The organism is Lysobacter sp. KACC 24251, assembly GCF_057747755.1.
In genome coordinates, this window is the sequence record NZ_CM173222.1 from 2432307 (window position 1) to 2457799 (window position 25493).

Here is a 25493-nt window from a genome sequence, read left to right on the forward strand (position 1 = left end):
CGATGACCGCCAGTTCAATGCCAGAGCCCTCCCCGGCCCAGATCGACGTCATCCCCTCCGGTCCCAATACTGCGGGCGAAAGTACTTCCCCTGCGGCGCACACCGCGGCCGACGTACCCGGTGCACTGACGTTTCGCGCGGCCACGCTGGCCGACGTCGAGGCGCTGGTCGCCCTGGTCGAATCGGCCTACCGCGGCGACAGCAGCAAGCAGGGCTGGACCACCGAGGCCGACATGCTGGGCGGGCGCCGCACCGGCGCCGATGACGTCAGCGCCTGCATCGAACGCGCCGACAGCCGCGTCCTCATCGCCGAGCGCGATGGCGAGTTGCTGGGCTGCGCGCATATCGCCATCGAAGACGGCGCCGGCTACTTCGGCATGTTCTCGGTCTCGCCCACGCTGCAGGGGGGTGGCATGGGCAAGGCCCTGCTGGCCGAAGCAGAGCGCGTGGTCCGGGACGAATGGCGCCTGCCGGCCATGCACATGACCGTGATCGACATCCGCGACGAGCTGATCGCTTTCTACGAGCGCCGCGGCTATGCGCGCACCGGCATCAAGAAGCCGTTCCCCTACGGCGACGAACGCTTTGGCCAACCCAAGCGCGACGACCTGCGCTTCGAACTGCTGGAAAAGAACCTGTGAGCGACAACTGGACCTTCGTCTGCGCCACCGCGCAGTTGCTCCCCGGCGAATCCACCGTGGCATGGGACGGCGACACGGCGATCCTGGTCGTCAACTACGACGGCGACTACTACGCGATGGAGGACAAGTGCTCGCACGAGGACTTCGAACTCTCCGCAGGGAAGTTTGATGGCGAGGACGCGACCATCGAATGCGTGCTGCACGGCGCCAGGTTCGATGTCCGCGACGGGCGCGCCCTGTGCGCACCGGCGTACGAGCCGGTCGTCAAGTTCCCGGTCAAGGTGGACGACGTGGGCATCTGGACGCGCGACGACCGAGAGTGACCGCGCGCACCCGACGCATCACACCCTGAAGTCGGCCGGCCCCAGCAGGTCGATGCCGCACTCCAGCCGCTCCAGCCAGTTGAGGAAGTGACCGATGGCCTCGCCGCGGAACGGCAGGCCGTGCTGCGGCACGATCATCTGCGGATCCAGCGTGCGCACCATATCCACCCACAGGCGTAGCACCCGGTTGGAGCCCATGTAGCGGCGGTGGAAGCCTTCCATCTTCGGCACATGCGTCGCGAAATCCTGCACGAACCCGTAACTGGCACCGCTCGGTATCAGGGATGCGCCCACATCGCCCGAGAACAGGATCTTCGATTGCGGGTCATAGAAGCCGAAATTGCCGACGGAGTGCAGGAAGTGCGCCGGCACCGCGCGGATCACTGCGTTGCCCAGCGGGATCAGCCCGCCCTCGTCGGGAAGCAACAGGTAGCGATCGGCACCGCTGTTCTTCATGTAGCCCGGCACCACGTGCGGCACGAAGCGGCCCCACAGCTTGGAGCACACCACGGTGGCCTGGGTGTACAGCAGCCACTTGTCGACCGCGCCGATGATGTCCGGGTCCTGGTGCGAGCACAGCACCAGGTCCATCTCATTGGGTTTGACATAGGCGGCCAGGGCCAGCATCAGCGGGTTGTAGACCAGCGCCCCGCCCGGGTCGATCACCGCCGAGTGACGACCGTCCTGGATCAGGAACTGATTGGCCTGCACGCCGTCATCGCCGCGCACAAGGTCATTGAAGGCCACGCAGCGGTGGTCTCCGGACTCGAAAAGCACAAACGCCATGGGGGATCGCTACCCGATTCGTGGAGGGGGGCACTCTAGGTGGCCAACCCGCCCCGCACCTTGATCATTCGCAAATTGGTCCCGCGACCTTCGTCGTCCCATGCGCGGTGCCTGACGGCCGCCGGCGCTACGACTTGACCCAAATCACGTGCAATTCGTGTTGCGAATCATTATCATTAACGTCAACAACTGACCCGGCCATCCCGGCCGACACCACGCTCAAGCAATGAAGCCGCAACTTCCGAAGGGATCTCCGCTCGCCATCGCCCTCTCGCTCGCCATCGCGTTCCCGGCCTTGGCAGCCAACGAGGGCGAGGGCCATGTCGGCACCGCGACCGTCGCATCGGCCAACCTGGGCGCGCCCACCGATCTGGACAAGATCGAGGTGCACGGCGTGCACGTGACCGGCTACGACCCGAAGACCAGCCGCACCGCGACCAAGACCGATGCCCTGCTGCGCGACACCCCGCAGTCGATCTCCGTGGTGACCGAGGAGCTGATCAAGGACACCGCGATGAACAGCATGGGCGACGTGGTGCGCTACATGCCCGGCATCACCATGGCCCAGGGCGAGGGCAACCGAGACACCACCGTGATCCGCGGCAACAGCTCCACCGCCGACTTCTTCGTCGATGGCCTGCGCGACGACGTGCAGTACATGCGCGACCTGTACAACATCGAGCGCGTGGAAGGCCTGAAGGGTCCCAACGCGATGATCTTCGGCCGCGGCGGCTCCGGCGGGGTGATCAACCGCGTGACCAAGCAGGCCGACTGGCACGACCACGGCGACGCCAGCGTGCAGCTCGGCTCATGGAATCGCCGTCGCGCCACGGTTGATGTCGGCCATGCCATCAATGACACGGCCGCTTTCCGCGTCACCGCAATGGGCGAGGACTCGGAGAGCTACCGCGACGGCTACGAACTGCGCCGCTATGGCCTGAATCCGACGGTTGCCTTCCGCCTGGGCGAAGCCACCACGCTCAACCTCAGCTATGAGCATTTCCGTGACGACCGCGTGGCCGACCGTGGCGTGCCGTCGTTCCAGGGCCTGCCCTTGGAGACCGATCCGGAAACCTTCTTCGGCGATCCGGAGCGCAGCCCGGTCTGGGCGCGCGTGAACGCCTTCAACGCCGTCCTCAACCATGACTTCGCCAACGGCGTGCACCTGCGCAACGCCACGGTATACGGCGATTACGACAAGTTCTACCAGAACATATTCCCCAGCAGCCTCAACGCCGCCGGAACGCTGGTCACGCTGGGCGCCTACAACAATTTCACCACGCGCGAGAATGCGTTCAACCAGACCGACCTGACCTACGGTTTCAGCACCGGCACCGTCAGCCACACGCTGCTGGTGGGCACCGAAATCGGCCGCCAGGTCACCGGCAACCGTCGTGAAACCGGTTTCTTTGGCGCATCCAACGTGGTGCCGGTGTCCAACCCGATCTATACCGGCCCCATCGACTTCCGCCAGAGCCCGCTGACCGAGACCACTGGCGACGCCACCAATCGCGGTACGACCGACATCACTGCGCTGTACGTGCAGGACCAGATCGAGTTCACGCCGAAGTTCCAGGCCATCCTTGGCCTGCGCTACGACCGCTTCAAAGTGGACTTCACCGACGTGCGCCGCGACCGCACCTTTACCTCTCGAGACGACTTGATCTCTCCGCGCGTGGGCCTGGTCTACAAGCCGATCGAACCGCTGTCGCTGTATGCCAGCTACAGCAACTCTTTCATGCCGCGCGCCGGGGAGCAGCTGAGCTCGCTATCGCTGAACACCGCCGCGCTGGATCCGGAAGAGTTCAAGAATTACGAAGTGGGCGCCAAGTGGGATATCCGCCCAGCGCTGTCGCTGACGGCAGCGGTGTACCGACTTGACCGCGAGAACGTTGCCGTCGCGACGAACGTCCCGGGCGTGTCCGAGCTGGTCAAGGGCCAGCGCACCGAAGGCGTGGAGATCGGCTTCTCCGGCGAACTCACCGAGCACTGGAAGATCATCGCCGGTTACGCCTACCAGGACAGCGAGAACCTGCTGACCCAAAAGGAGATCGCCAGCGTGCCTCGCAACAGTGCGTCCCTTTGGAACCGCTACGACTTCAACGACCAGTGGGGTGTGGGCTTGGGTGCGAGCTACCGTGACGACATGTACGCGGCCGCCGACAATGCAGTGGTGCTGCCCGGCTACACGCGCGTGGACGCGGCGGTGTTCTACGCAGTCAACGCAAACCTCAAGTTGCAGCTCAACGTCGAGAACCTTCTGGACGAGGAGTACTACGCATCCGCGCACACCAACAACAACATCACCCCGGGTGCGCCGCGCGGTTACTACCTGACCGCCAGCTTCAAGTTCTGACGCCCCGCCCTGTCGCAACCCACGGGCCCGCACTGAAGTGCGGGCCCTTTTGTCCTTGGAGCACCCGATGAACTCTTCCGCCGCCTCCATCGCGACGGCCACGCCTCGCCGGCGCAGCAATACCGCATATCGCTGGGTGCGCCAGTTGCACCTGTGGATTGGCGCTTGGGGGGCACTGGCCTCCGTGGTCTACGGCCTGACGGGACTGGTCATGAACCACCGCTTCGGCGATGGCGCCTGGCCGCAAGGCGATACCCAGGACAGTGGCCGCGTGGTGCTGGAGGTGCCGGCCCAGGCGCGGGATACACCCGAGGCCCTTGCCGCATGGCTCGGGTCGGCCCATGGCCTGCAGCCGCAGGTGATCCGCAAGGGCAAGCCGGAAGCAGCGCGCCTGGGTGGCAATGAGGTGCGCCAACCGCCCAAGTGGAACCTGTCGGGGGGCTCGGCGGCCAAGTCCTGGTCGCTGGAGTACATGCCCGGCAATGCCACGGCGGAGGTCAAGCAGTCGCGGCACTCACTGCTCGCAGGCCTCAACCGCCTGCACAAGGGCGTGGGCGGGGGCTGGGCGTGGATCGTGCTCGCCGACAGCTTCGCCATCGGCATGCTGTTGCTTGGGCTGTCCGGCATCTGGATGTGGGCCCGAGGGCGGACCGCCCCGCAGATGGTGGCCAGCGTGCTGGGCCTTTCGGTGCTGGTGCTGCTGGTTGTGCTCGGACCCGCGCTACTTTGAGGCCTCGGCCTGCGGCGAGAGCCGGATCATCAAGGCTTCGCCGCCGCCATGCAGGACATGGCGCAGGCGGTTGTCCCCGGCACGGATCAGCACTGTATCGCCAGCCGATAGGGGCGGCAGGTCCGCGGCCCCATCGAACGTGGCGCGCCCGGCCAGCAGGTGCACGGCCCACAGGCCGCGCGGGTCGGTGAAGATCACCATGGGACCCACCAAGGGGCGGTGCCACAGCTCGGCGCTGACGCGATCACGGCGCCACATCAGGTTGAAGTCGTGGGTAGGGCCGTCGAGCAGTTCGCCGGTCAGCGCGCGCTCGCCGGCAAACCGCAGGCGTTCATGGGGCGGGTGCAATTCCCGCACCTCGCCGTCGTCGAAACGCAGGCGAACGCCGTGGCCGGACAGCAGCACCAGTTCGCGGTCAATGCCCGGGAAGGAGGAAAACGCCGCGTCACGCTCGATCTCGGCGATGGACAGCCGCCAATCCCATGCACCGATGGCCTCGCCGGCGTCGATGTGGAAGCCGTCGTCCGCCAATTGGCCGCGTGCGATCTCACGGGTCCACCCCAGTTGGTTGCGCCAGCGCTCGCGCCGGTACTCGTTGGCTGGGATTACCTGCACGTAACCGTCCGCCTGCCCGCTGTCGGCTGTCATCCATCCGCTCCACATCGCAAGCCCGCCAGTCTAGCTGCCCCAACTGGGCAAACGAACACAGTGATGCCGCCCGGCCGCGCATCCTGTGCGGCCGGGCGGTACACGTCCTTGTCCGGGGGCGGGCCCCGATTCCTCCGGTCAGTCCTGTCCGGGGTCTGGGGTCAGCGGCGCTTGGGCACTGCGCCGACGACGATGCGATCGCGGTTCTTCTCGATGGTCTTGAGGCCAATGCCCTTGACCAGGGCCAACTGCTCGACGCTGCGGAACGGGCCATTGGCGGTACGGTAGGCCACGATGGCCTGGGCCTTGGCCGGGCCGATGTTGAGCAGCACGCGGTCCAGCGTGGTCACATCGGCGGTGTTGATGTCGATCTTCTCCGCCGCCATAGCGAACGGGCTGCAGAGCAGCAGGACGGCCACCAGCAGGCTGCGCAGGGCGTTGGCGATATTCATCATCGGAATGCTCCTTGGAGTGGCTGCGGGGGCCGCGGGGTGGATCCGCGGCTGCCGCGGCGATATGGGCACAGTGTCCGGATCGCGGCCGGCCGACGGAATCAGCCGGTGCCCCGTCGGCGCTCGGAATCGGTCCCGCCCTCGTGTAGGAAAATTCCTACCCCCGTCGACCGGGTTAAAATGGCCGTTCATCACGCACGAGGTCGTCATGGACGCCAAGCAGGTAGAGCGCTTCGTCTCGAAGAAGTGGGACGACGAAATCGTCCCGCAGCTGGTCGAGTACATCCGCATCCCCAACAAATCGCCGATGTTCGACGAGCAGTGGGTGGAGCATGGCTACATGGACCAGGCCGTCGAGCTGATGGCCAACTGGGCCAAGGCCCAGACGATTTCCGGCATGCAACTGGAGGTGGTCCGCCTGGAGGGGCGCACCCCGCTGATCTTCGTCGAGATCCCGGCAGCGAATGGTGGCAGCAACGACGACTGCGTGCTGCTGTACGGCCACCTGGACAAGCAGCCGGAAATGACCGGCTGGGACGAGGACCTGGGCCCGTGGAAGCCGGTGATCAAGGGCGACAAGCTCTACGGCCGTGGCGGCGCCGACGACGGTTACGCGATCTTCGGCTCGCTGGCCGCGATCATGGCCCTGCAGGAACAGGGCGTGCCGCATTCGCGCTGCGTGATCCTGATTGAGGCTTGCGAGGAGTCCGGCAGCTACGACCTGCCCGCCTACGTCGACCACCTGTCCGAGCGCATCGGCAAGCCGTCGCTGGTGGTGTGCCTGGACTCGGGTTGCGGCAACTACGAGCAACTGTGGTGCACCACCTCGCTGCGCGGCCTGACCGGCGGCAACCTGTCGGTGAAGGTGCTCAACGAGGGGGTGCATTCGGGTGACGCGTCCGGCGTGGTGCCGTCGAGCTTCCGCCTGCTGCGCCAGATCCTGTCGCGGATCGAGGACGAGAACACCGGCAGGATCCTGCTCGAGCCGCTGTACGCCGAAGTCCCGGCCGAGCGCCTGGCCCAGGCCCAGCGGGCCGCCGAGGTGCTGGATACCGCCATCTTCGACAAGTTCCCGCTGGTCGACGGCCTCAAGCCGATGGCCGACGAGCTGAGCGAGCTGGTGCTGAACCGCACCTGGCGCCCGGCGCTGTCGGTTACGGGTGTCGATGGCATGCCGCCGCTGGCCTCGGCCGGCAACGTGCTGCGCCCGCATACCGCGGTGAAGCTGTCGCTGCGCCTGCCGCCGACCACCGACGGCAAGACCGCCGGTGACCTGTTGAAGGCCGAACTGCTGCGCGACCCGCCCAACGGCGCGCAGGTGACGATGGAACTGGAAAAGGCCTCCACCGGCTGGAACGCACCGGCCATGTCGCCGTGGCTGGACACCGCCATCGACGAGGCCAGCCAGGCCTACTTCGGCAAGCCGGCAATGTACATGGGCGAAGGCGGCTCCATCCCGTTCATGGGCATGCTCGGCGAAAAATTCCCGGGCGCGCAGTTCATGATCACCGGGGTGCTGGGCCCGCACTCCAACGCGCATGGCCCGAACGAGTTCCTGCACATCCCGATGGGCAAGCGCGTGACCGCGTGCGTGGCCCACGTGGTGGCCGCGCACCACCACGCCAGCCAGCGTGGCGAGACCAGCGGTGCGGGCGTGGTGGCCGACAGCGGCACCCGCCACGGCGGGCACGGCTGCTGCTGAGTCCGTCAGCGGAACCGGGACTTCAAGCGCCCCGAGTGGCAAAAGCAGAAGCCCCGGCCAATGGCCGGGGCTTCTTGTTTTTGCGCCATTTCCCGCCTAATGGGCTCCTCGTGGGACGGCATCCTCGTACACCCAGGCAGTCACGGCCGGTGCATCAGCCGAGCAGTCGCTCCACCACCCGCGCGGCCAGCGCGTCGGCGGCGGCCGATGTCGTGTCCAGACGAAGTTCGGGCGACTCCGGCGCCTCGTAGGGTGAATCGATGCCGGTGAAGTTCGGGATCTTGCCGGCCCGCGCCTTGGCGTAGAGGCCCTTGACGTCGCGCCCCTCAGCCACGGCCAGCGGCGTGTCGACGAACACCTCGATGAACTCGCCTTCGCCAAACAACTCGCGGGCCATGCGCCGCTCAGCGCGGAACGGCGAGATGAAACTCACCAGCACGATCAGGCCGGCATCGGTCATCAACCGCGCGACTTCCGCTACCCGGCGGATGTTCTCCACGCGGTCCTCGTCGGTGAAGCCGAGGTCCTTGTTGAGGCCATGGCGGACGTTGTCGCCATCCAGGATGTAGGCGTGGTGCCCCATCGCGTGCAACTTCTTCTCCACCAGGTTGGCGATGGTGGACTTGCCCGATCCGGACAGCCCGGTAAACCACGCGCAACGCGGGGTCTGGCCCAGGCTGAGCGCGCGCATGGCCTGGTCGATGTCCGCGTGGTGCCAGTGGATGTTGGCGGCGCGGCGCAGGGCGAAATCCAGCGTGCCGGCCGCGACGGTGGCGTTGGTCTGCCGGTCGATCAGGATGAACGCGCCCAGGTCGCGGTTGTCGCGGTAGGCCTCGAACGGGATCGGCTGGTCGAGGCCCAGGTTGCAGTACGCGACCTCGTTGAGCTCGAGGTGCTTGGCGGCGAGTTGCGCCTGGGTGTTCACGTCGACCTTGTGCTTGATCTCGGTGATGGTGGCGCTGACGGTGCGCGTGCCGATCTTCATCCAGTACGGCCGCCCCGGGAGCAGGCGTTGGTCGCCCATCCACAGCAGGTGCGCGGCGAACTGGTCGGCGACCTCGGCCGGGCGTGCCGCGGCGGCGATGATGTCACCGCGGCTGATGTCCAGCTCGTCTTCCAGGGTCAGGGTAATCGCCTGGCCGGCCGCCGCGACCTGCAGGTCGCCATCGGCGGTGACGATCCGATCCACACGGCTGCGACGGCCCGACGGCAGCACCACGACCGCGTCGCCGGGGCGCACTCCACCCGCGGCCACGGTACCGGCAAAACCGCGGAAGTTCTGGTTGGGGCGGTTGACCCACTGCACCGGCATGCGGAAGCCGATGTCCTCGCGGTCGCGCGCGACGTCCACCGACTCCAGGTACTCCAACACGCTAGGCCCGTGGTACCACGGCGTGTGAGGTGAACGCTCAAGCAGGTTGTCGCCCTGCAACGCCGACAGCGGCACGGCAGTGACGTGCCCGATGCCCAGTTGCGTGGCCAGTTCGCGGTAACCATCGACGATGCGTTCGAAAACAGCCTCGTCGTAGCCGACCAGGTCCATCTTGTTCACCGCCAACAGCACGTGACGGATGCCCAGCAGCGAGATGATGTAGCTGTGGCGCCGCGTCTGCGTCAGCAGGCCCTTGCGCGCGTCGACCAGCACCACGGCCACATCGGCCGTGGACGCACCGGTGGCCATGTTGGGCGTGTACTGCTCGTGGCCCGGGCAGTCGGCGACAATGAACTTGCGCTGATCGGTGCTGAAGAATCGGTACGCCACGTCGATGGTGATGCCCTGCTCGCGCTCGGCGGCAAGGCCATCCACCAGCAAGGCGAAGTCGATCGCATCACCCTGTGTGCCATGGCGACGGCTGTCGGCCGCCAGCGCGGACAACTGGTCGTCGAACAGGCGCTTGGTGTCGTGCAGCAGGCGGCCGATCAGCGTGCTCTTGCCATCGTCCACGCTTCCGCAGGTGATGAAGCGCAGCAGGCCCTTGGTCTCGTGCTGGTGCAGGTAGGCGGCCACGGCGGCCGCCGGGTCATCGTGCTCCGGCACCACGGGGGCGGAGGCGGTTTCGTTAAGCGGTGCGGTGGCCATCAGAAATAGCCCTCCTGCTTCTTCTTCTCCATCGACGCGGAGGGGTCGTGGTCAATGACCCGGCCTTGGCGTTCGGACGTTGTGGCCACCAGCATCTCGGCGATGATCTTTTCCAGCGTGTCGGCCTCCGATTCGACCGCACCGGTGAGCGGGTAGCAACCCAGCGTGCGGAACCGCACCTTGCGCAGTTGCGGCACTTCGCCGTCGTGCAGGGGCAGGCGCTCGTCGTCGACCAGGATCAGCGCGCCATCGCGCTCCACCACCGGGCGTTCGGCCGCGAAATACAGTGACGGTACGGGGATCTGTTCACGGTGGATGTACAACCAGACGTCCAGTTCGGTCCAGTTGGAAATCGGGAACACGCGCACCGACTCACCCTTGTGCACACGGGTGTTGTACAGGTTCCACAGTTCCGGGCGCTGATTCTTCGGATCCCAGCGGTGCTGCGCGGTGCGGAACGAGAAGATGCGCTCCTTGGCGCGTGACTTTTCCTCGTCGCGCCGCGCCCCGCCGATGGCGGCATCGAAACCATGCTGGTCAAGCGCCTGCTTCAGGCCTTGGGTCTTCATCACGTCGGTGTGGACGGTGGCGCCGTGGCTGATCGGGCCGATGCCTTGGGCCACGCCTTCCGGGTTCATGTGTACGCGCAGGTCGACGCCGGTCTCGATCGCGCGACGGTCGCGGAACGCGATCATTTCGCGGAATTTCCAGCCCGTGTCCACGTGCAGCAGCGAGATCGGTGGCTTGCCGGGCGCGAACGCCTTCAGCAGCAGGTGCAGCAGCACCGAGCTGTCCTTGCCGATGGAGTACAGCATCACCGGGTTGCGGAACTCGGCCGCGACCTCGCGCAGGATGTGGATGCTCTCGGCCTCGAGGCGGTCCAGGTGGCTGAGCGCGGGCGGCGACAGGGAAGGCGGCAAGGACATCGGCAGGTTCAAGGGGCAACTCGCGGAAGCAGGTTCAATCGTGACTCAAAACGCACCGAAGTGCTTGAGCAGGGTGCGGGCGCTGAGGCCCATGACCAGCAGGCCGACCAGCACCAGCAGGGGTCGGGGGTGCACGTGGCGGACCAGCAACGCGCCCAACGGAGCGGCGGCGACGCCGCCAATGGCCAGCCCGAGGATGATGTCCCAGTGGCCCAGCCCCAGGGTGAGCAGGAACACCAGCGACGCGGTCAAGGTCACGAAGAACTCGACCGCGTTCACCGTGCCCACGGTCAGGCGCAACCCGTTGCCGCGCGCCAGCAGGTTGCTGGAGACGATCGGGCCCCAGCCGCCGCCGCCAATCGCGTCGATCAGCGCACCGAAAAAGCCCAGCGGCGCCACGTGCGAGGCGACTTCGGCCGGCGGGAAATCACGGAACGCCTTGTAGACGATGATCGCGCCCATCAACACCAGATAGCCCGCGATCCACGGGCGCAGGCCGTCGCCGGGCAGGCTGGCGAGGAGGTAGGCGCCCACGCCCGCGCCCACTACGCCGGGTAGCAGCAGTCGCTTGAACAGTTTGCGGTCGATGTTGCCGAAGGCATGGTGCGAGGCCGCCGAGGCCCCCGTGGTAAAGCACTCGGCCGCATGCACAGTGGCGCTGGAGATCGCCGGCGGCACGCCGAAACCCAGCAGCAGGCTGGACGCGGTCACGCCGTAGGCCATGCCCAGCGCGCCATCGACCAGCTGCGCGGCAAAGCCAATCGCGATGAACAGCAGCAGGTCGGGGGGAAGCTCCATCCGTAATGCGGGGCTCAAGTGGGGTGCGGCCAGTATCGGAGCAGGCCACGGCGCCGACGAAATACAGCGAGGGCATAAGCGCATAACCCCCGCTCCTTTCCGCGTGCGGAACGGGCTGCCTAGTCTGGCAGCGTCGAAATCCCCGCGGTATCCCGATGTCCGCCTCGCCCGCCTTCTCCGCCCCGCCCTCGCTGCTGACGCAGGCGCAATCCGCGCTGGTCGAGCAGCTCACTACCAACCTCGACGGCGCCGGGCTGTGGTGGCTGTCCGGCTACGCCGCCGGGCTGGCCCGTGCCCAGACGTTGCCCGCCGCGCGCCCGGTGGCGGTACCGGTGACGGAGGCGCAGCCCGCGCCAACGCTGACCATCGTGTATGGCAGCCAGACCGGCAACGCCAAGCGCGTGGCGGAATCGCTGGGGCAGCAAGTCGAAGCAGCCGGCCTCCATGTGCGGGTGCTGCGCGCGGATGCCTATCCCACCCGCGAACTGAAGCAGGAGCGCTATCTCGCCGTGGTGATCAGCACCCAGGGCGATGGCGACCCGCCGGATGATGCGCGCGGCTTCGTGGAGTTCATCACCGGCAAGCGCGCACCGGCGCTGCCCGATCTGCATTTCGCCGTGCTCGGCCTCGGCGACTCCAGCTACCCGCAGTTCTGCGCTGTTGGCCGGGTGCTGGATGCGCGTCTCGCCGCGTTGGGCGGCAAGCGCTGGATCGCCCGCGGCGACGCCGACCTCGACATTGACGCGGTGTCTACGCCGTGGTTGGCGAACGCACTGGCCGCTGCGAAGGAGTCGCTGAAGCCGCAGGCGCCGCTGGCCACGGTCACGCCGTTGCGTCCGATGGCCGCGGCCACCAACGCGTATACGCGCGACAACTCGTTCCACGCCGAACTGCTGGCCAACCAGCGCATCACAGGCCGCGACCGCACCGGCGCGCCGTCGGCCAAGGACATCCGCCACATCGAACTGTCGCTGGAGGGCTCCGGCCTGCATTACCAGCCGGGCGATGCGCTGGGCGTGTGGCCGCTCAATCCGCCGCGACTGGTCGACGCGGTGCTGGCCACCCTGCGACTGGACGGCGCGCAGCCGGTCCGCCACGGCGAGCAGACGTTGCCGTTGCGCGAGTGGCTGTCCAGCCGACGTGAGCTGACTCGCCTGTCGCGCCCGTTCGTGCTCGCGCATGCCGCGCTGGCCAAGGACGAAGCGCTGGATCGGCATTTGTCCGCGGACAACCCGACAGGCCTGACCGAGCTTCTCACCAGACACCAGCTGATCGATCTGTTGCGCGCGCACCCCGCTGCGTGGGCCGCCGAAGCCCTCGTGGCCGCGCTGCGCCCCTTGGTGCCGCGGCTGTACTCCATCGCGTCCAGCCCCAAGGCGGTGGGCGACGAGGCGCACCTGACGGTCGCACACATCGAGTACCGCGCAGCCACCGGTCCGTCGGGCTCCACGGACGCAGCGAGGGATGGCTCCGCCCCACTGGCGGACGACGGCGATGACCTTCGCTGGGGGGCCGCCTCCAACTTCCTTGCCCGCGCCGCGGAGGGCGAACGCCTGCCGGTGTTCATCGAGCACAACGAGCGCTTCCGCCTGCCGGCCGACGGCAGCCGCGACGTGATCATGATCGGCCCGGGCACCGGCGTGGCCCCGTTCCGCGGCTTCGTGCAGGAGCGCGCGGCCGCCGGCGCCACCGGCCGCAACTGGCTGTTCTTCGGCAATCCGCACGCGCGCACCGACTTCCTCTACCAGACGGAATGGCAGGAGGCGCTCAAGCGCGGCCAGTTGCATCGCCTGGACCTCGCCTTCTCCCGCGACCAGGTGACGTCGCTGGACGACGCAGCCCGCACAACCACGGGCAAGACCTACGTGCAGGACCGCCTGCGCGAGCGCGGCGCGGAAGTCCATGCCTGGCTGGAAGGCGGCGCGCACGTCTACGTCTGCGGTGATGCCACGCGGATGGCCAAGGATGTGCACGCCGCCCTGCTGGCCTTGATCGCCGAGCACGGCAACCGGTCGGCCGAAGAGGCCGCCGATTACCTCAACGCGCTGCAGGCGCAGGGCCGCTACGCGCGGGACGTTTACTGATGAGCACGCATTCGGTCGAAGACATCAAGCGCGACAGCGGCCGCCTGCGCGGCACGCTGCGGGAATCGCTGGCCAATCCAGTCACCGGCGCCCTGCACGAGGACGACCAGACCCTGATCAAGTACCACGGCAGCTACCAGCAGGATGACCGCGACGTTCGCGACGAGCGCCGCCTGCAGAGGCTGGAGCCGGCGTACTCGTTCATGATCCGCACCCGCACGCCGGGCGGCGTGGTGTCGCCCGGGCAATGGCTCAAGCTGGACCGCATCGCCACCACCTTTGCGGAGCGTGGCCTGCGCATCACCACGCGCCAGGCTTTCCAGTTCCACGGCGTGATCAAGACCGAATTGAAGCCGACGATGCAGGCGATCAACGCCGCGTTGATAGACACGCTGGCCGCGTGCGGCGACGTCAACCGCAATGTGGCGGTGGCGGCGAACCCGCACCAGTCGCGCGCGCATGCCACGGTGCATGCGCAGGCCGCGGCCCTGTCCGAGCACCTGCTGCCCAACACCCGCGCCTACTACGAGATCTGGCTGGACGAGGAAAAGGTGGCCGGCAGCGGCGAGGAAGCCGAGCCCCTCTACGGCGCCGCCTACCTGCCGCGCAAGTTCAAGATCGGCTTCGCCATCCCGCCGTACAACGACGTGGACGTGTTCGCGCAGGACCTGGGCTTCATCGCCATCATCGAGGAAGGTGAACTGCGCGGCTACAACGTCACCGTTGGCGGCGGCATGGGTGCGACGCATGGCGATCCGGAGACCTACCCGCGCCTGGGCAACGTCATCGGCTTCATCCCGCCGGAGCGCTTGACCGCCGTGGCCGAAGCCGTCGTCACCACCCAGCGCGACTGGGGCAACCGCGTGCTGCGCAAGCGCGCGCGGCTGAAGTACACCATTGACGACCGCGGTCTCGAGGCGTTCCAGGCTGAAGTGGAGCGCCGCGCCGGCGGTCCGTTGGAGCCGGCGCGCGGCTTCCGCTTCGTGCATAACGGCGACCGCTTCGGCTGGGTCCGATCCGACGACGACGCGACGCGCTGGCACCTGACCCTGCGCATCATCGCCGGGCGCATCTGGGACCGGGATGGGCTCAGCCACCTCACCGGCTTGCGCGAGATCGCGCAGTTGCTGCACGAGGCCGATGCCCCGCCGGGTGCCGTTGCACCCGAATTCCGCATGACCGCCAACCAGAACCTGGTCATCGCCAACGTACCGGCGGCACTGCGCGCGCAGCTCGACGCACTGGTCGTGCGCCATGCCCTGGACACGCACGCGCGCGCCACGCCCTCGCGCCTCAACGCCATCGCCTGCGTCGCACTGCCCACCTGCGGCCTGGCCATGGCCGAGGCCGAGCGTTACCTGCCGGACTTCATCACCCGGCTGGAGGGCCTGCTCGATCGCCACGGCCTGCGCGACCAGCCCATCAACGTGCGCCTCAGCGGCTGCCCCAACGGCTGCTCGCGGCCGTACCTGGGCGAGATCGCACTGGTGGGCAAGGCGCCCGGGCGCTACAACCTGATGCTGGGCGCCGACCACCGCGGCCAGCGGCTCAACCGCCTGCACCGCGAGAACGTGGACGAAGCCGCGATCCTGTCCGCGCTCGACCCGCTGCTGGCGGACTACGCCACACAGCGCACCCCAGGCGAATATTTCGGCGACTACCTGGTGCGTGCGGGCGTGATCGCCGTGCCTGCCAGGGACGATCGCACCATCGGCATCGAGGTGGTGGCATGAGCCCTCCGGACCCCATCACCGCGGCCGAATCGCCGCGCGCGCTCGACGAGCTCAACCGCTGGCTGGGCACGCTCAGCGCCGAGGCGCGCGTGGCCTGGGCGCTGGAAGCGCAGGCCGGCGAGCATGCGTTGTCGTCCAGCTTCGGGGCGCAGGCGGCCGTTTCCCTGCACCTGGTCACGCGGCAGAAGGCCGACATCCCGGTGATCCTGGTGGACACCGGCTACCTGTTCCCGGAGACGCACGCGTTCATCGACGAACTCACCCGACGCCTCAACCTCAACCTGCAGGTTTATCGCCCGCGCGAGGACGCGGCGTGGGATGCCGTGCGCGTGGCACAACTGCCGGAACTGGGCGTGGAAGGCATCACCCGCTACAACCACGCACACAAGGTCGAGCCGATGCAGCGCGCGTTGCGCGAGCTGGGCGTGCGCACGTGGATCGCCGGGCTGCGGCGGCAGCAGTCGGCCAGCCGCGCCGGCATCGACTACCTGGAGCTGCGCGATGGTCGCTGGAAGCTGCATCCGCTGGCCGACTGGACCGACCGCGACGTGTGGCAATACCTGCAGCGCCACGACCTGCCCTACCACCCGCTATGGCACGCGGGCTACGTGTCGATTGGCGACACGCACTCCACGCGCAAGCTGGAGGCCGGCATGAGCGAAGAGGACACGCGCTTCTTCGGGCTCAAGCGCGAGTGCGGGCTGCATGAAAGCTGGGACGCGGGCTACGCACCCACCAGCCAGGCGGCCTGAGGCAAGACGGTACGCGCAGCCACACCTTGGGTCTGGCACGCGTACCGCAGACATTTTCTGAATCAGCTCGGCGTACTGCTTGCGTCAATACCGCAAGCAGCATGTCGGCGCTACACCGTGATCGGCTGGCTCAGCTCGGCCCAGGTCGGAGGCACCGGCCAGTCGGCCGTCTGGTTGCCGGCCAGCACTCGGCGCAGGTCATGGCGGTCGAGTTGCGGCGCCAGCGCGTGCAACAGCTCGAGGGTGTAGTCGCGCAATACGCGTTCGCGCGGCAGCACCGCCCACGCCACGCATTCGGGAATGGCCGCGGGCGCGGTCAGCGCACGCAGGTCGACATCGTCCTGCGCGCTGACGGCCATCTCGGCCAGCAGGCCCACGCCCAGGCCCGCACGTACGTAGGTCTTGATCAGGTCCGCGTCGCGCGCGGTCATCGCCAATTGCGGCTCCAGCCCAGCTTCGACGAAGGCGCGCCGCAGCGACGATTCCGGACGGATCGAGGATTCGTAGCTGACCAGCGGGTAGTTGGCCAGTTGCGCCAACCCCGGCGCGGCGTTCGCGGCCAGCGGGTGGTCCTTGGGCACCAGCACCTGGCGGCGCCAGCGGAACAGCGGCACCGCGATGCCACCGTCCGGCACATCGCCCGCGGTGCTGATCAGCGCCAGGTCGGCCTCGCCGCTGGCCAGCAGCGACAGCACCTCGCCATCGGCGGTCGGCTGCAGGTGCACGCTGACCTGCGGGTAGGCCTGCTTCACCTGCGCGATGGCGGGCGGCAGCACGAAGCGCGCCTGGGTGTGGGTGGTGGCCAGCACCAGCCGGCCCTGGCCATCGCGGCGCTGGTTGGCCGCGTACGAACGGATGTTGTTGGCCTCCGCCAGCAGGCGGCGCGCGTGCTTCAGCACCTGCTGGCCGGACGGCGTGACCGCGTCGAGGCTGCGCCCCTTGCGCGAGAACAGCAGGAAACCGAGTTCATCCTCGAGCTGCTTGAGCTGCTTCGACAGCCCCGGCTGCGTGGCGTGCACGCGCTCGGCGGCGAGGGTGATGTTGAGCCCCGAGTCGGCGATGGCGACCAGGTAGCGGAGTTGGGTGAGGGTCATGAGCGCGGTGTCCGGTCAGGTCGAGGGTCCAGTCGATGGGCGGCAGACGGATGGACGGGACAGGACATGGGGGCGACGATGCTCATGACGTATCTCTTTATTCGGATAGACCGATTCTAATACCAAGTCGCAAAGCCAAGCCAATTCAGTGCTTATGCATTTGGGGAATAAGCCAAGACGCGGATGTTATTTCCCGCGCCCGGTCGCGATGGCTAGCGTCGAAGTCCCACCCGCTCCCCCCCCCCGCTGCCATGGCCGCCCCACTGTTTCCGCTGTTCGTTGATCTGTCCGGCCGCACCGTCGTGGTGGTGGGTGGCGGCAGCGTCGCCCGGCGCAAGGTGACAGCCCTGCTGGACGCAGGCGCCAGGGTCACCGTCGGCGCCCCGACTCTGGAGCCTGAACTGGCCGAACTGGCCCGCCGGGGCGCCATCCAGCACGTGGTGGGCGCGTTCGACCCCAACTGGCTCAACGGCGCGTGGCTGGCCATCGCCGCCACCGACCTGCCGGCCGTCAACCGCGCGGTCGCGGTGGCCGGCGAGGCGCGACGGGTGTGGGTCAACGTGGTCGACGACGCCCCGCTGTCCAGCGTGCAGGTGCCCTCGCGCGTGGAGCGCGGGCCGCTGCAGATCGCGATTTCCAGCGGTGGTGGCGCGCCGATGCTGGCGCGGCACCTGCGCGAGCAGCTAGAGACCCAGTTCGACGAATCACTGGGGGCCCTGGCCACGCTGCTGACGCGCCTGCGCGGCCGCATCCGCGAACGCCTGACCGACCTGCACGCCCGCCGCCGCTTCTTCGAGCGCCTGCTCGCCAGCGACGTGCCCACGTTGCTGCGGCGTGGTGACGCCATCGCCGCGGAACGGTCGCTGCTGGCGCAGTTGGTCGACAGCGGTCGCGTCCCCGTGGCGGGCCGCGTCGCGCTGGTCGGTGCCGGTCCCGGCGACGGTGGCCTGCTGACCCTGCGCGGCCTGCGCCTGCTCAACGAAGCCGACGTGATCCTGCACGACCGGCTGGTCGGTCCCGAGGTGCTCGCCCTCGCCCGCCGCGACGCCGAACGCATCGAAGTCGGCAAGCAGGCCGGCCACCACCACGTCACCCAGGACCGCATCCACGCGCTGATGCTGGAGCACGCGCGCGCCGGCAAGCGCGTGGTGCGGCTCAAGGGCGGCGACGGTTTCATCTTCGGCCGTGGCGGCGAGGAGCTGGAGTTCCTGCAGGCTCACGGCATCGCCTTCGAAGTGGTGCCGGGCATCACCGCCGCGCTGGCCTGCGGTGCCTACGCGGGCATTCCGCTGACCCATCGCGACCATGCGCAATCGGTGCGCTTCGTCACCGCGCACGCCAAGGACTCGGCCGATGCGATCGACTGGGCCTCACTGGCCGCCGAGCGCCAGACACTGGCGGTGTACATGGGCGTGGCCGGCCTGGAGACGCTGCGCGAACGCCTGATCGCGCACGGCCGCGCCGCGTCCACGCCGTTCGCGCTGATCGAGAACGGCTCGCGCCCCGAGCAACGCGTGGTCGTGGGCACGCTGGACCGGCTGCCCGCGCTCGCCCGCGCGCATGCCGTGCAGTCCCCCGCGCTGCTGGTGCTGGGCGAAGTGGCGGCATTGGCGGGGACACTGCACTGGTTCGGGGCCGCGCCGCTGGGCGACGTCGAAGCGGCCGAGGCGCCTGTCGCGCTGGAGCAGGCCGCATGAGGCCATCCGCCCGACCGCCGCAACCGCTGCAACCCCTCCGCTTGAACGCATGACTCCGCGCCGCTACGCAGGCTGACGCCGCCCTCACTTATCGAAGGACACCCCATGGCCCTCCACGACAGCATCCTCGACACCATCGGCAACACCCCGATCGTCCGCCTCAACCGCATCGCGCCCACGCACGTAACCGTGTACGCCAAGGTCGAAGCCTTCAACCCGGCCGGTTCGGTGAAGGACCGCCTCGCGCTGGCCATCGTGCTCGACGCCGAGCGCCGCGGTGTGCTCAAGCCTGGCCAGACGATCGTGGAAGCCACCTCCGGCAACACCGGCATTGCACTGGCCATGGTCGCCGCCGCACGCGGCTACCCGTTCGTCGCGGTGATGACCGAGACCTTCTCGATCGAGCGGCGCAAGCTGATGCGCGCCTATGGCGCCAAGGTCATCCTCACCCCCGCCGCCGAGCGCGGCACCGGCATGGTGCGCAAGGCCGCCGAACTGGCCGAGCGGCACGGCTGGTTCCTCGCCAGCCAGTTCGAGAACCCGGCCAACCCCGCCTACCACCGCAGCACCACCGGCCCGGAAATCCTGCGCGACTTCGCCGGCAAGCGCCTGGACTACTTCGTCAGTGGTTGGGGCACCGGCGGCACCATCACCGGTGCCGGCGAGGTCCTCAAGCTGGCGCGTCCGGAGCTGAAGGTGATCGCCAGCGAACCGGCCGGCGCGGCGCTGCTCTCGGGCAAGGAATGGCAGCCGCACAAGATCCAGGGCTGGACCCCGGATTTCATCCCCGGCGTGCTCAACCGCGGCATCGCCGATGAAGTCCTGCCGGTCGACGATGTCCTCGCCCGCGACACCGCGCGTCGCCTCGCCGCGGAGGAAGGCCTGTTCGTCGGCATTTCCGCCGGCGGCACCGTCGCCGCCGCGCTGCGCGTGGCCGAATCCGCGCCCGAGGGGTCGGTGCTGCTGGCGATGTTGCCGGACACCGGCGAGCGCTACCTGTCCACCGTGCTGTTCGAAGGCGTCAACGAAGGCTCGGATGACGAGTGGCTGGCGTCGCTGGACCCGGCCGCGCAGGCGGCCTGACCCCGCTGCCGCCGGCATCACTCCTCGACGTAACCCTTGCGCAGCTTCTCCGCGACCAGCTTGTCCATCTCGCGCTGCGCCCGCTCGTCGCTGTCGAAAGCCTTGAGGCTGGATTGGCCTTGGCTGCCGATCCGGCCGAAGGTCACCGTCAACTCGCGACCCGCCAGCGCGGCGCGCCAGAACTTGCGCGACGTGCCCTGCTCGAAGCGGAACTGGCGGACAATGGTCGGCGGAGCGGCCCCGACCACCGCCGCAGAATCGAGCGCGGCGGGGGATGCAGGCGTGGCATCCGCGTCGGCGGCGCCCGCACCCGGGACACCCGGCCCGGCAACTTCCGCAATCGCCGCCACCGGGCCCGCGCCGATCGCCGCCGCCGCACGCACCGGTGCGACGGCCGCCAGCGCCTCGTCGAAGCCGCCGTCGTCGGCACCGTCGTCGCCGCGCAGCGCCGCCTCGATCCGGGCCAGCACCGTCTCCGGCGCGCGCAGCCAATCCCGGCCCGGCACGTCGACCACCCGCCAGCCGAAGCTGCGCAGGATCCCGGGGCGGAACACGTAGCGCTCGCAGGTGTCGGCCACCGCCGCGTCCGGCGCGTCCAGCAGGATCGCCAGTGCGTAGCCGTCGCCCGCCGGGTCGGCGATCGCCAGGTCGCAGCGGAACTGCGAGCGGCCGACGTGCTCGTGCACGGCGTGCCCGCGCTGGCGCAGCGCGGCAGCGATCGCTTCGCGGATCGCGTCGTTCGAAGACGGGCGGGTGAACGCATCGCGCGCGCCCGGGTTCAGCGCGCCCAGCACGTGTTGCGCACGCTCGAACTCGCCGCGCGCACTGGCCTGCGCGAACTGCAGGAACGCGCGCAGCGCCGCCGCGCCGTCGTTGTGCACGTTGGTGATCGCCTCGGCCTGGAGCGTCGACACCACCGCCATCCGGTGCCGCGCACGGCTGAAGATCACGTTGAGCCGCTTCTCGCCACCGCGCTGGTTGATCGGGCCGAAGTTCATCAGCATCTTGCCGTCCGGTCCCGGCGCGTAGCAGATGCTGAGGATGATCACGTCGCGTTCGTCGCCCTGCACGTTCTCCAGGTTCTTCACGAACAGGCCGTTGAACTGGTCGTCGTCCTCGCGCACGAATTCGCGCTCCAGGCGCATGGCGAAGTCCGCGTCCTCGCCGGCCAGCGCCTCCAGCGCCGACTCGATCTCCGCCTGCTGGGCCTCGGAGAAGGCGACGATGCCGATGCTCAGCCCGGTCTCACGGCGCAGCAGTTCGCGCACCGTCTGCGCGATGTAGCGCGCCTCGGGCGCATTGCGCCGGCCGACGTACACGCCATCGGCCAGGCGGTGGAAACTCACCGCCCGCTGCAGCAGCGTGTCAGCCCCGGCCGCGCCAGCATCGTCCTGGTCGGAGCGCAGGGTGGCCGGCGCGTCATCACCCAGCTCGATCCTGCGGTCGGGAATGGTCACCAGCCGGCCGTCGTAGAACGCGGCGTTGGAGAAGCTGATCAACGCCTCGTGGCGGCTGCGGTAGTGCCAGGCCAGCAGGGTCGCCGGCAGGTTGCGCGCGGCCTGGTTGAGCAGGCTGTCGGAGTCGAGGTTGATCGCGATGCGCTCGCCCGCCTCCTCGACCAGGATCTCGTCCTCGTCCTCGCCGCTGGCCGAGAAGAAGCTGGTCGGCGGCAGCTGCATCTCGTCGCCGACCACCACCACCTGGCGCGCGCGGCTGAGCGCCGGCACCGCCTCTTCGGTCGGGATCTGGCTGGCCTCGTCGAAGATCACCACATCGAACAGCTCCGGCGACAGCGGCAGCGTGTCCGACACCGACAGCGGACTCATCAGCCAGATCGGCTTGAGGTCGTTGATGACCAGTCCGGTCTCGTCATCGGCCAGGTCGCGGATCGAGCGGTACCGCATGGTCTTGCCGAACTCGTGCTCCAGCTCGCGGCGGCCGGTCGCGTAAAGCTTCTTGAACTCCTTGCCGGCGGCGTCGAGCTGCGTCGCCGACAACGACGAGCGCCGCACGTTGTCGGCAAACAGCCGGTGCAGGGTGGCGCGGACCACGCGGGCATTGAGCTCAAGCAGGCGCTGCTGGCCCTGTGTGATCGCCCGCGCCGCGCGTGCCAGGGCCGCACCGTCGAAGCTGGCCAGTTCGGGGTTTTCGCGCTCGATGCGCTGCAACGCCTCACCCACGACCAGTGCTTCCAGCGCGGCTGGCGCCAACGCCAGGTCCTGCAGTGCCGCCGCGTAGGCCGGGTCGGCGGCACGCACCGCGCGCAGCAGCGGCAACAGGTCGGGCAGCTCGTCCAGGCTCTCGCGCAGGTCGCGCAGCAGTTCCGCAACGCCGCCCAGCGTGGCGCGGGGGTCGAGGCGCAGCGCATCACCGGTGCGCTGCCCGAGCGCGGCCAGTGGTTCGCGTGCCGCGGCCTCGGCGTGCGCGGCGGCAAGCGGATCCCCCGACTGGCGCAGGTGCGCGACCAGGTCGCGGCTCGGACCTGCGGCGGCGATGCGCTGCTGCAGCTCGGCCAATGCGCGCAGGAACGCCTGCATGTCCGGCACCCCGTAGCGCCTGCGGCTGGATGCCTCCGCCTCGGCCACCGCCTCGGCCGCGGCGTGTTCCGTTGCCAGCGCCTGCAGGGTCCTGCCGTAGCCGGGATGGACCGCATGGCGACCGAAGTCGTAGCGGCGCTGCAACTCGCCGCGCAGCCGCCACCACGCGGGCTGCAGCCAGCGCAGGACCGAACTCTCCAGCCGTTGCGCGAGGGCCAGCGCCGACTGGGTGTCGTCGGGACTGAGCTTGTCGCGCCAATGGGTGGTGCTGGTGGAAGCCTTGGCCAATGCCTCCACGCGCAGTTCAAGCTCTTCGCGCACACGCCGCAACTCGGCGGCCGCTGGCGTCGCGGCATCGAGCAGGTCGAGGTGGGCGGCGAGGTGCTGGTCAAGCAGCCGGCGTGCCTCCTCGGCGATGGCCAGCGCCGGCGCCAGCGCGGTGTCGTGGTCCAGCAGGCGGCCGTCGTCATCAAGCAGCGGATCGAGCTGCGCCAGCAACGTTTCGCAGGCGTCGACCAGTTGCTCGGCGCGGCCGTAGGCGTGGTCGTCGCCGACCAGCGTCGCCGACAAGCGGGCGAAGGGGTGCTGCGCCAGGCTTTGCAGGCCAAACCGCTCCTGCATGCTGCGATGCACGCGCTGGGTCAACTCGCGCTGGGCGTCCCACGCCGCCAGCGACGGCAGGCGCTCGCGTGCGGCCGGATCCAGTTCGCCGCCCGTGGGCAGCGCGGCCAGGCGTCGCACCAGCAGGCGCACGCTGACGCCGAGCACCTCCGGCACCGCCGCCATCGCCTGCTCGAAGCGCGCCACGCGCTGTTGCTGGTCCTGCAGCGCGGCTAGCACCTGCGCACGCTGCGCGGCCAGCTCGTCGCTGCCGTGCGGCTGCGCGATCCGATGCTCGTAGCAGCCGCGCAGGTCGGCGATGAACGCCTTCTTGTCCGCCTGCGAGTCGTGGATCAGGCAGCACAGGTCGCCCAAGCCGCTCTGCTTGAGCCGGTGAAACACCACGTCCAGCGCCGCGCGCTTTTCGCACACGAACAACACGCGCTTGCCGCGCCCGGCGTAGTCGGCGATCAGGTTGGTGATGGTCTGCGACTTGCCGGTACCCGGCGGGCCCTGGATGATGAAACTGCGCTGGCTGCGCGCCAGCCCGACCGCCGCATTCTGGGTCGCATCGGACGCGATCACGTTCCACTGCTCGTGCAGCGGCACGGGCGCCGGCGACGCCTGCTCGACCTCGCGCGGCTCGATCGAGAACACCCGGTCGAACGCCGGGTTTGCGGCTGGCGCGTCCAGCAATTGCGTGTAGTCGCGAACCAGCGACATCTTCTTGTAGTTGAAGTTGGCGAGGCTGACCTGGGTCAGGTCCAGGTCCCAGGCGTAGCGATGGCCTTCGGACTCCTGCAACTCGTAGCCCACCCGTTCGGCCTCGGCAGCCGCGCCATCGGCCACCATGCGCGCATGTCGCGGCCCGGCGACGGGCGCGGCGCCGGCTTCGAACCGCTGCGGCAACGGGCTGGGCCGCACCCAGCGCTCGAACAGCGCCTGGCCCAGCGGGCGGTAATCGCCGCGCTCGTAGCTGTAATCGGGCAGCATCGCCGCCGCGCCGCGCACCAGCCGCGCCGGTCCACGCCGGCGCTGGAACTGCTGCAGACGCTGCAACGCCTTCTGCCGCACCAGCTTGATCTGCGGCTTGTCCAGCAGGCGCAACTCCACCGCGGGCTCGGTGCGGTGGATCTGCGCCAGCAGGTCGGCGTGGATCTCGGCGATCGAAGTCTTCTGCAGGTCAACCGTTTCCGGTAGGCGGATGTCGTACAGCTGGCGCAGGTAATGGCGCAGCACCGGGTTGAACTCGGCCTCGCCGTCCTCACAGCGCATCACGTACTGGTCGCGTACGCCCTTGCGCCGCGCCAGCTCCACCGGCAGCCACAGCAGCGGCGTGGTGATCCGCTCCTCCGGCGCCTCCTTCAGGTTGTGCCAGCGCAGGAAGGCCGCCACCAGTCGCAGGTTGCTGAAACCGTACTCCGCACGATCACGGCGGGTTTCCTGGATCAGCCGGTCAAGCGCGACCGGGAGGTAGGGCTGGTCGTCGAAGCGCAGCCAGCGTTGCAGGTCGACCGCGCGCCCGGCGACCACGTCGGCCGCGAACGGGCCGCCCCAGGTGCACAGGTGCTCCGGGCGGATGCTCTCCAGCTGCAGCATCAGTGGCACGCTGGAGACGGTGAGGTTGACGCTGCCAACGGTCGGGCGGAAATACAGCAGGCGGTTGCGCCGCGACAGGTCGAACAGCCGGTCACGCAGGTGCGAGAGCACAGCCGTGCGCCGCGGCGCGGCACCGCTGGCACCGGCCAGCGCGCGCTCCACGTCCAGCGCCTCGGGCTGGTCGCGCCAGGTACGCAGCCGCGTTGCCAGGCTGGCGAGGTCGGTGGCGCGGTCGTGGCGGTTGACGGCGGTCATCTCGCCGATGACCGCGGCGACGATCGGGTTCAGCCGGTCGGCAACCTGGAACAGGTTGCGGTGGTGCGCGGCGAAGGTCTCGACATCGTCGGCATCGTCGAAGTCCAGGCCGCAGGCCAGCGCGGCCAGCACCAGGCCGAGCCGGAAGATGTCGGTGATCTCGTCGTGGTGGCCCAGCTCGATTTCCCAACTGCGGAAGCCTGGCAGGTAGACCGGACGCGCGATCGCCGCGCCGAGGTCGGTCTGGACCGCAAGATCGGCAAGGTGTTCGCGGCCTTCGACCTCGTGCGAACGACGCAACTCGCCGACGATGTTCAGCGCCGACGCCGGATGCGGCTGCACGCGATGGACGGCGGCGAGGTCCATGGTCGGTGCCTGCCCGTCAGGCTGGCGCAAGCGCAGCGCACCGGACGGGTCCAGCACGATCGCACCGGGCTCCAGCGCGGCGACGCGGCCGTGCGCATGCAGCGCGGCCACCTGCTCGAACAACGGCAGCACCAGCACCAGCACGTCGTCGGTGGACAGCGCCGCGCCGGCCTGCGCCGCAACCAGCGTCGCCAAGGTGCCGGGGGTGGTGGATGCGGTCGTCATGGTTGCGCTCGAGCTCCCCGGCGGGG

Annotated in this window: 18 protein-coding genes; 10 read left to right on the forward strand and 8 right to left on the reverse strand. The window is 68.8% G+C overall.

Features of this window, described 5'->3' with window-relative positions; all coding sequences use genetic code 11:
* The first annotated feature begins 17 nt into the window (after positions 1–17).
* Positions 18–641: a GNAT family N-acetyltransferase gene (locus AC3ARF_RS11345; protein ID WP_498927990.1), complete on the forward strand. Its 624-nt coding sequence runs from the start codon at positions 18–20 to the stop codon at positions 639–641.
* Positions 638–964 carry a Rieske (2Fe-2S) protein gene (locus AC3ARF_RS11350; protein WP_498927991.1) on the forward strand — a complete coding sequence of 109 codons (327 nt, stop codon included), beginning with the start codon at positions 638–640 and terminating at the stop codon, positions 962–964. The genes AC3ARF_RS11345 and AC3ARF_RS11350 overlap by 4 nt, the downstream gene beginning before the upstream one ends.
* An 18-nt stretch (positions 965–982) precedes the next feature.
* Here AC3ARF_RS11350 and AC3ARF_RS11355 read toward each other — a convergent pair whose 3' ends face one another.
* Positions 983–1750, reverse strand: a complete 768-nt coding sequence (locus tag AC3ARF_RS11355; protein WP_498927993.1) for an oxygen-binding di-iron domain-containing protein — start codon at positions 1748–1750, stop codon at positions 983–985.
* 226 nt (positions 1751–1976) lie between these two features.
* Here AC3ARF_RS11355 and AC3ARF_RS11360 point away from each other — a divergent pair, with 226 nt between their 5' ends.
* Together AC3ARF_RS11360 and AC3ARF_RS11365 are read left to right on the forward strand one after the other, a co-directional pair.
* Entirely contained in the window at positions 1977–4106 is a 2130-nt protein-coding gene (locus tag AC3ARF_RS11360; RefSeq protein ID WP_498927994.1) for a TonB-dependent receptor, read from the forward strand.
* 67 nt (positions 4107–4173) lie between these two features.
* Positions 4174–4836, forward strand: a complete 663-nt coding sequence (locus AC3ARF_RS11365; RefSeq protein WP_498927995.1) for a PepSY-associated TM helix domain-containing protein — start codon at positions 4174–4176, stop codon at positions 4834–4836.
* Here the strand turns inward: AC3ARF_RS11365 and AC3ARF_RS11370 are convergent.
* Together AC3ARF_RS11370 and AC3ARF_RS11375 are read right to left on the reverse strand one after the other, a co-directional pair.
* Positions 4828–5484 (reverse strand): HutD/Ves family protein, encoded by a 657-nt coding sequence (locus AC3ARF_RS11370; RefSeq protein WP_498927996.1) that lies wholly within the window; start codon positions 5482–5484, stop codon positions 4828–4830. The two genes, AC3ARF_RS11365 and AC3ARF_RS11370, sit on opposite strands and share 9 nt — an antisense overlap.
* A 161-nt stretch (positions 5485–5645) precedes the next feature.
* Positions 5646–5939: a ComEA family DNA-binding protein gene (locus AC3ARF_RS11375; RefSeq protein WP_498927998.1), complete on the reverse strand. Its 294-nt coding sequence runs from the start codon at positions 5937–5939 to the stop codon at positions 5646–5648.
* A 205-nt stretch (positions 5940–6144) separates the two neighbouring features.
* Here AC3ARF_RS11375 and AC3ARF_RS11380 point away from each other — a divergent pair, with 205 nt between their 5' ends.
* Positions 6145–7638: a M20 family metallopeptidase gene (locus AC3ARF_RS11380; RefSeq protein ID WP_498928000.1), complete on the forward strand. Its 1494-nt coding sequence runs from the start codon at positions 6145–6147 to the stop codon at positions 7636–7638.
* A gap of 154 nt (positions 7639–7792) precedes the next feature.
* Here the strand turns inward: AC3ARF_RS11380 and cysN are convergent, their stop codons facing one another.
* From cysN to AC3ARF_RS11395, 3 genes are all read right to left on the reverse strand, one after another.
* On the reverse strand, positions 7793–9718 hold the full coding sequence (gene cysN / locus AC3ARF_RS11385; RefSeq protein ID WP_498928002.1) for a sulfate adenylyltransferase subunit CysN: 1926 nt from the start codon (positions 9716–9718) through the stop codon (positions 7793–7795).
* A complete protein-coding gene (cysD, locus tag AC3ARF_RS11390) occupies positions 9718–10626 on the reverse strand; it encodes a sulfate adenylyltransferase subunit CysD (protein WP_498931851.1) in 909 nt (302 codons plus the stop codon). Before cysD ends, cysN begins: the two co-directional genes overlap by 1 nt.
* A gap of 63 nt (positions 10627–10689) precedes the next feature.
* The gene (locus tag AC3ARF_RS11395; RefSeq protein WP_498928003.1) at positions 10690–11442 is read right to left on the reverse strand and encodes a sulfite exporter TauE/SafE family protein; all 753 of its coding nucleotides are present in this window, start codon (positions 11440–11442) and stop codon (positions 10690–10692) included.
* Positions 11443–11597: 155 nt separating this feature from the next.
* Here AC3ARF_RS11395 and AC3ARF_RS11400 point away from each other — a divergent pair, with 155 nt between their 5' ends.
* From AC3ARF_RS11400 to AC3ARF_RS11410, 3 genes are read left to right on the forward strand one after another with little or no spacing between them, the layout of a single operon-like run.
* On the forward strand, positions 11598–13526 hold the full coding sequence (locus AC3ARF_RS11400) for an assimilatory sulfite reductase (NADPH) flavoprotein subunit (RefSeq protein ID WP_498928005.1): 1929 nt from the start codon (positions 11598–11600) through the stop codon (positions 13524–13526).
* Positions 13526–15259, forward strand: a complete 1734-nt coding sequence (cysI, locus tag AC3ARF_RS11405) for an assimilatory sulfite reductase (NADPH) hemoprotein subunit (protein ID WP_498928007.1) — start codon at positions 13526–13528, stop codon at positions 15257–15259. Before AC3ARF_RS11400 ends, cysI begins: the two co-directional genes overlap by 1 nt.
* Entirely contained in the window at positions 15256–16011 is a 756-nt protein-coding gene (locus AC3ARF_RS11410; RefSeq protein WP_498928009.1) for a phosphoadenylyl-sulfate reductase, read from the forward strand. Before cysI ends, AC3ARF_RS11410 begins: the two co-directional genes overlap by 4 nt.
* Positions 16012–16121: 110 nt before the next feature.
* Here the strand turns inward: AC3ARF_RS11410 and AC3ARF_RS11415 are convergent, their stop codons facing one another.
* Positions 16122–17105 carry a LysR family transcriptional regulator gene (locus AC3ARF_RS11415; protein ID WP_498928011.1) on the reverse strand — a complete coding sequence of 328 codons (984 nt, stop codon included), beginning with the start codon at positions 17103–17105 and terminating at the stop codon, positions 16122–16124.
* 251 nt (positions 17106–17356) lie between these two features.
* Between AC3ARF_RS11415 and cysG the strand changes: the two genes are divergently transcribed.
* The gene (gene cysG, locus AC3ARF_RS11420) at positions 17357–18802 is read left to right on the forward strand and encodes a siroheme synthase CysG (protein WP_498928013.1); all 1446 of its coding nucleotides are present in this window, start codon (positions 17357–17359) and stop codon (positions 18800–18802) included.
* Between the two features lie 105 nt (positions 18803–18907).
* Positions 18908–19885, forward strand: coding sequence for a cysteine synthase A (gene cysK, locus AC3ARF_RS11425; RefSeq protein WP_498928015.1), 978 nt, complete (start codon positions 18908–18910; stop codon positions 19883–19885).
* Between the two features lie 17 nt (positions 19886–19902).
* On the opposite strand, the gene AC3ARF_RS11430 is transcribed toward cysK, so the two are convergent.
* Complete coding sequence (locus AC3ARF_RS11430) at positions 19903–25467, reverse strand: AAA domain-containing protein (RefSeq protein ID WP_498928017.1); 5565 nt, start codon at positions 25465–25467, stop codon at positions 19903–19905.
* Between the last annotated feature and the right edge of the window lie 26 nt (positions 25468–25493).

What these genes read in the sequence shown, in the direction of transcription:
- AC3ARF_RS11345 (WP_498927990.1), top strand. Translation starts at nt 18, where the DNA reads ATGCCAGAGCCCTCCCCGGCCCAGATCGACGTCATCCCCTCCGGTCCC.
- AC3ARF_RS11355 (WP_498927993.1), bottom strand. Translation starts at nt 1,750, where the DNA reads ATGGCGTTTGTGCTTTTCGAGTCCGGAGACCACCGCTGCGTGGCCTTC.
- AC3ARF_RS11360 (WP_498927994.1), top strand. Translation starts at nt 1,977, where the DNA reads ATGAAGCCGCAACTTCCGAAGGGATCTCCGCTCGCCATCGCCCTCTCG.
- AC3ARF_RS11365 (WP_498927995.1), top strand. Translation starts at nt 4,174, where the DNA reads ATGAACTCTTCCGCCGCCTCCATCGCGACGGCCACGCCTCGCCGGCGC.
- AC3ARF_RS11370 (WP_498927996.1), bottom strand. Translation starts at nt 5,484, where the DNA reads ATGACAGCCGACAGCGGGCAGGCGGACGGTTACGTGCAGGTAATCCCA.
- AC3ARF_RS11375 (WP_498927998.1), bottom strand. Translation starts at nt 5,939, where the DNA reads ATGATGAATATCGCCAACGCCCTGCGCAGCCTGCTGGTGGCCGTCCTG.
- AC3ARF_RS11380 (WP_498928000.1), top strand. Translation starts at nt 6,145, where the DNA reads ATGGACGCCAAGCAGGTAGAGCGCTTCGTCTCGAAGAAGTGGGACGAC.
- cysN (WP_498928002.1), bottom strand. Translation starts at nt 9,718, where the DNA reads ATGGCCACCGCACCGCTTAACGAAACCGCCTCCGCCCCCGTGGTGCCG.
- AC3ARF_RS11395 (WP_498928003.1), bottom strand. Translation starts at nt 11,442, where the DNA reads ATGGAGCTTCCCCCCGACCTGCTGCTGTTCATCGCGATTGGCTTTGCC.
- AC3ARF_RS11400 (WP_498928005.1), top strand. Translation starts at nt 11,598, where the DNA reads ATGTCCGCCTCGCCCGCCTTCTCCGCCCCGCCCTCGCTGCTGACGCAG.
- cysI (WP_498928007.1), top strand. Translation starts at nt 13,526, where the DNA reads ATGAGCACGCATTCGGTCGAAGACATCAAGCGCGACAGCGGCCGCCTG.
- AC3ARF_RS11410 (WP_498928009.1), top strand. Translation starts at nt 15,256, where the DNA reads ATGAGCCCTCCGGACCCCATCACCGCGGCCGAATCGCCGCGCGCGCTC.
- AC3ARF_RS11415 (WP_498928011.1), bottom strand. Translation starts at nt 17,105, where the DNA reads ATGACCCTCACCCAACTCCGCTACCTGGTCGCCATCGCCGACTCGGGG.
- cysG (WP_498928013.1), top strand. Translation starts at nt 17,357, where the DNA reads ATGGCCGCCCCACTGTTTCCGCTGTTCGTTGATCTGTCCGGCCGCACC.
- cysK (WP_498928015.1), top strand. Translation starts at nt 18,908, where the DNA reads ATGGCCCTCCACGACAGCATCCTCGACACCATCGGCAACACCCCGATC.
- AC3ARF_RS11430 (WP_498928017.1), bottom strand. Translation starts at nt 25,467, where the DNA reads ATGACGACCGCATCCACCACCCCCGGCACCTTGGCGACGCTGGTTGCG.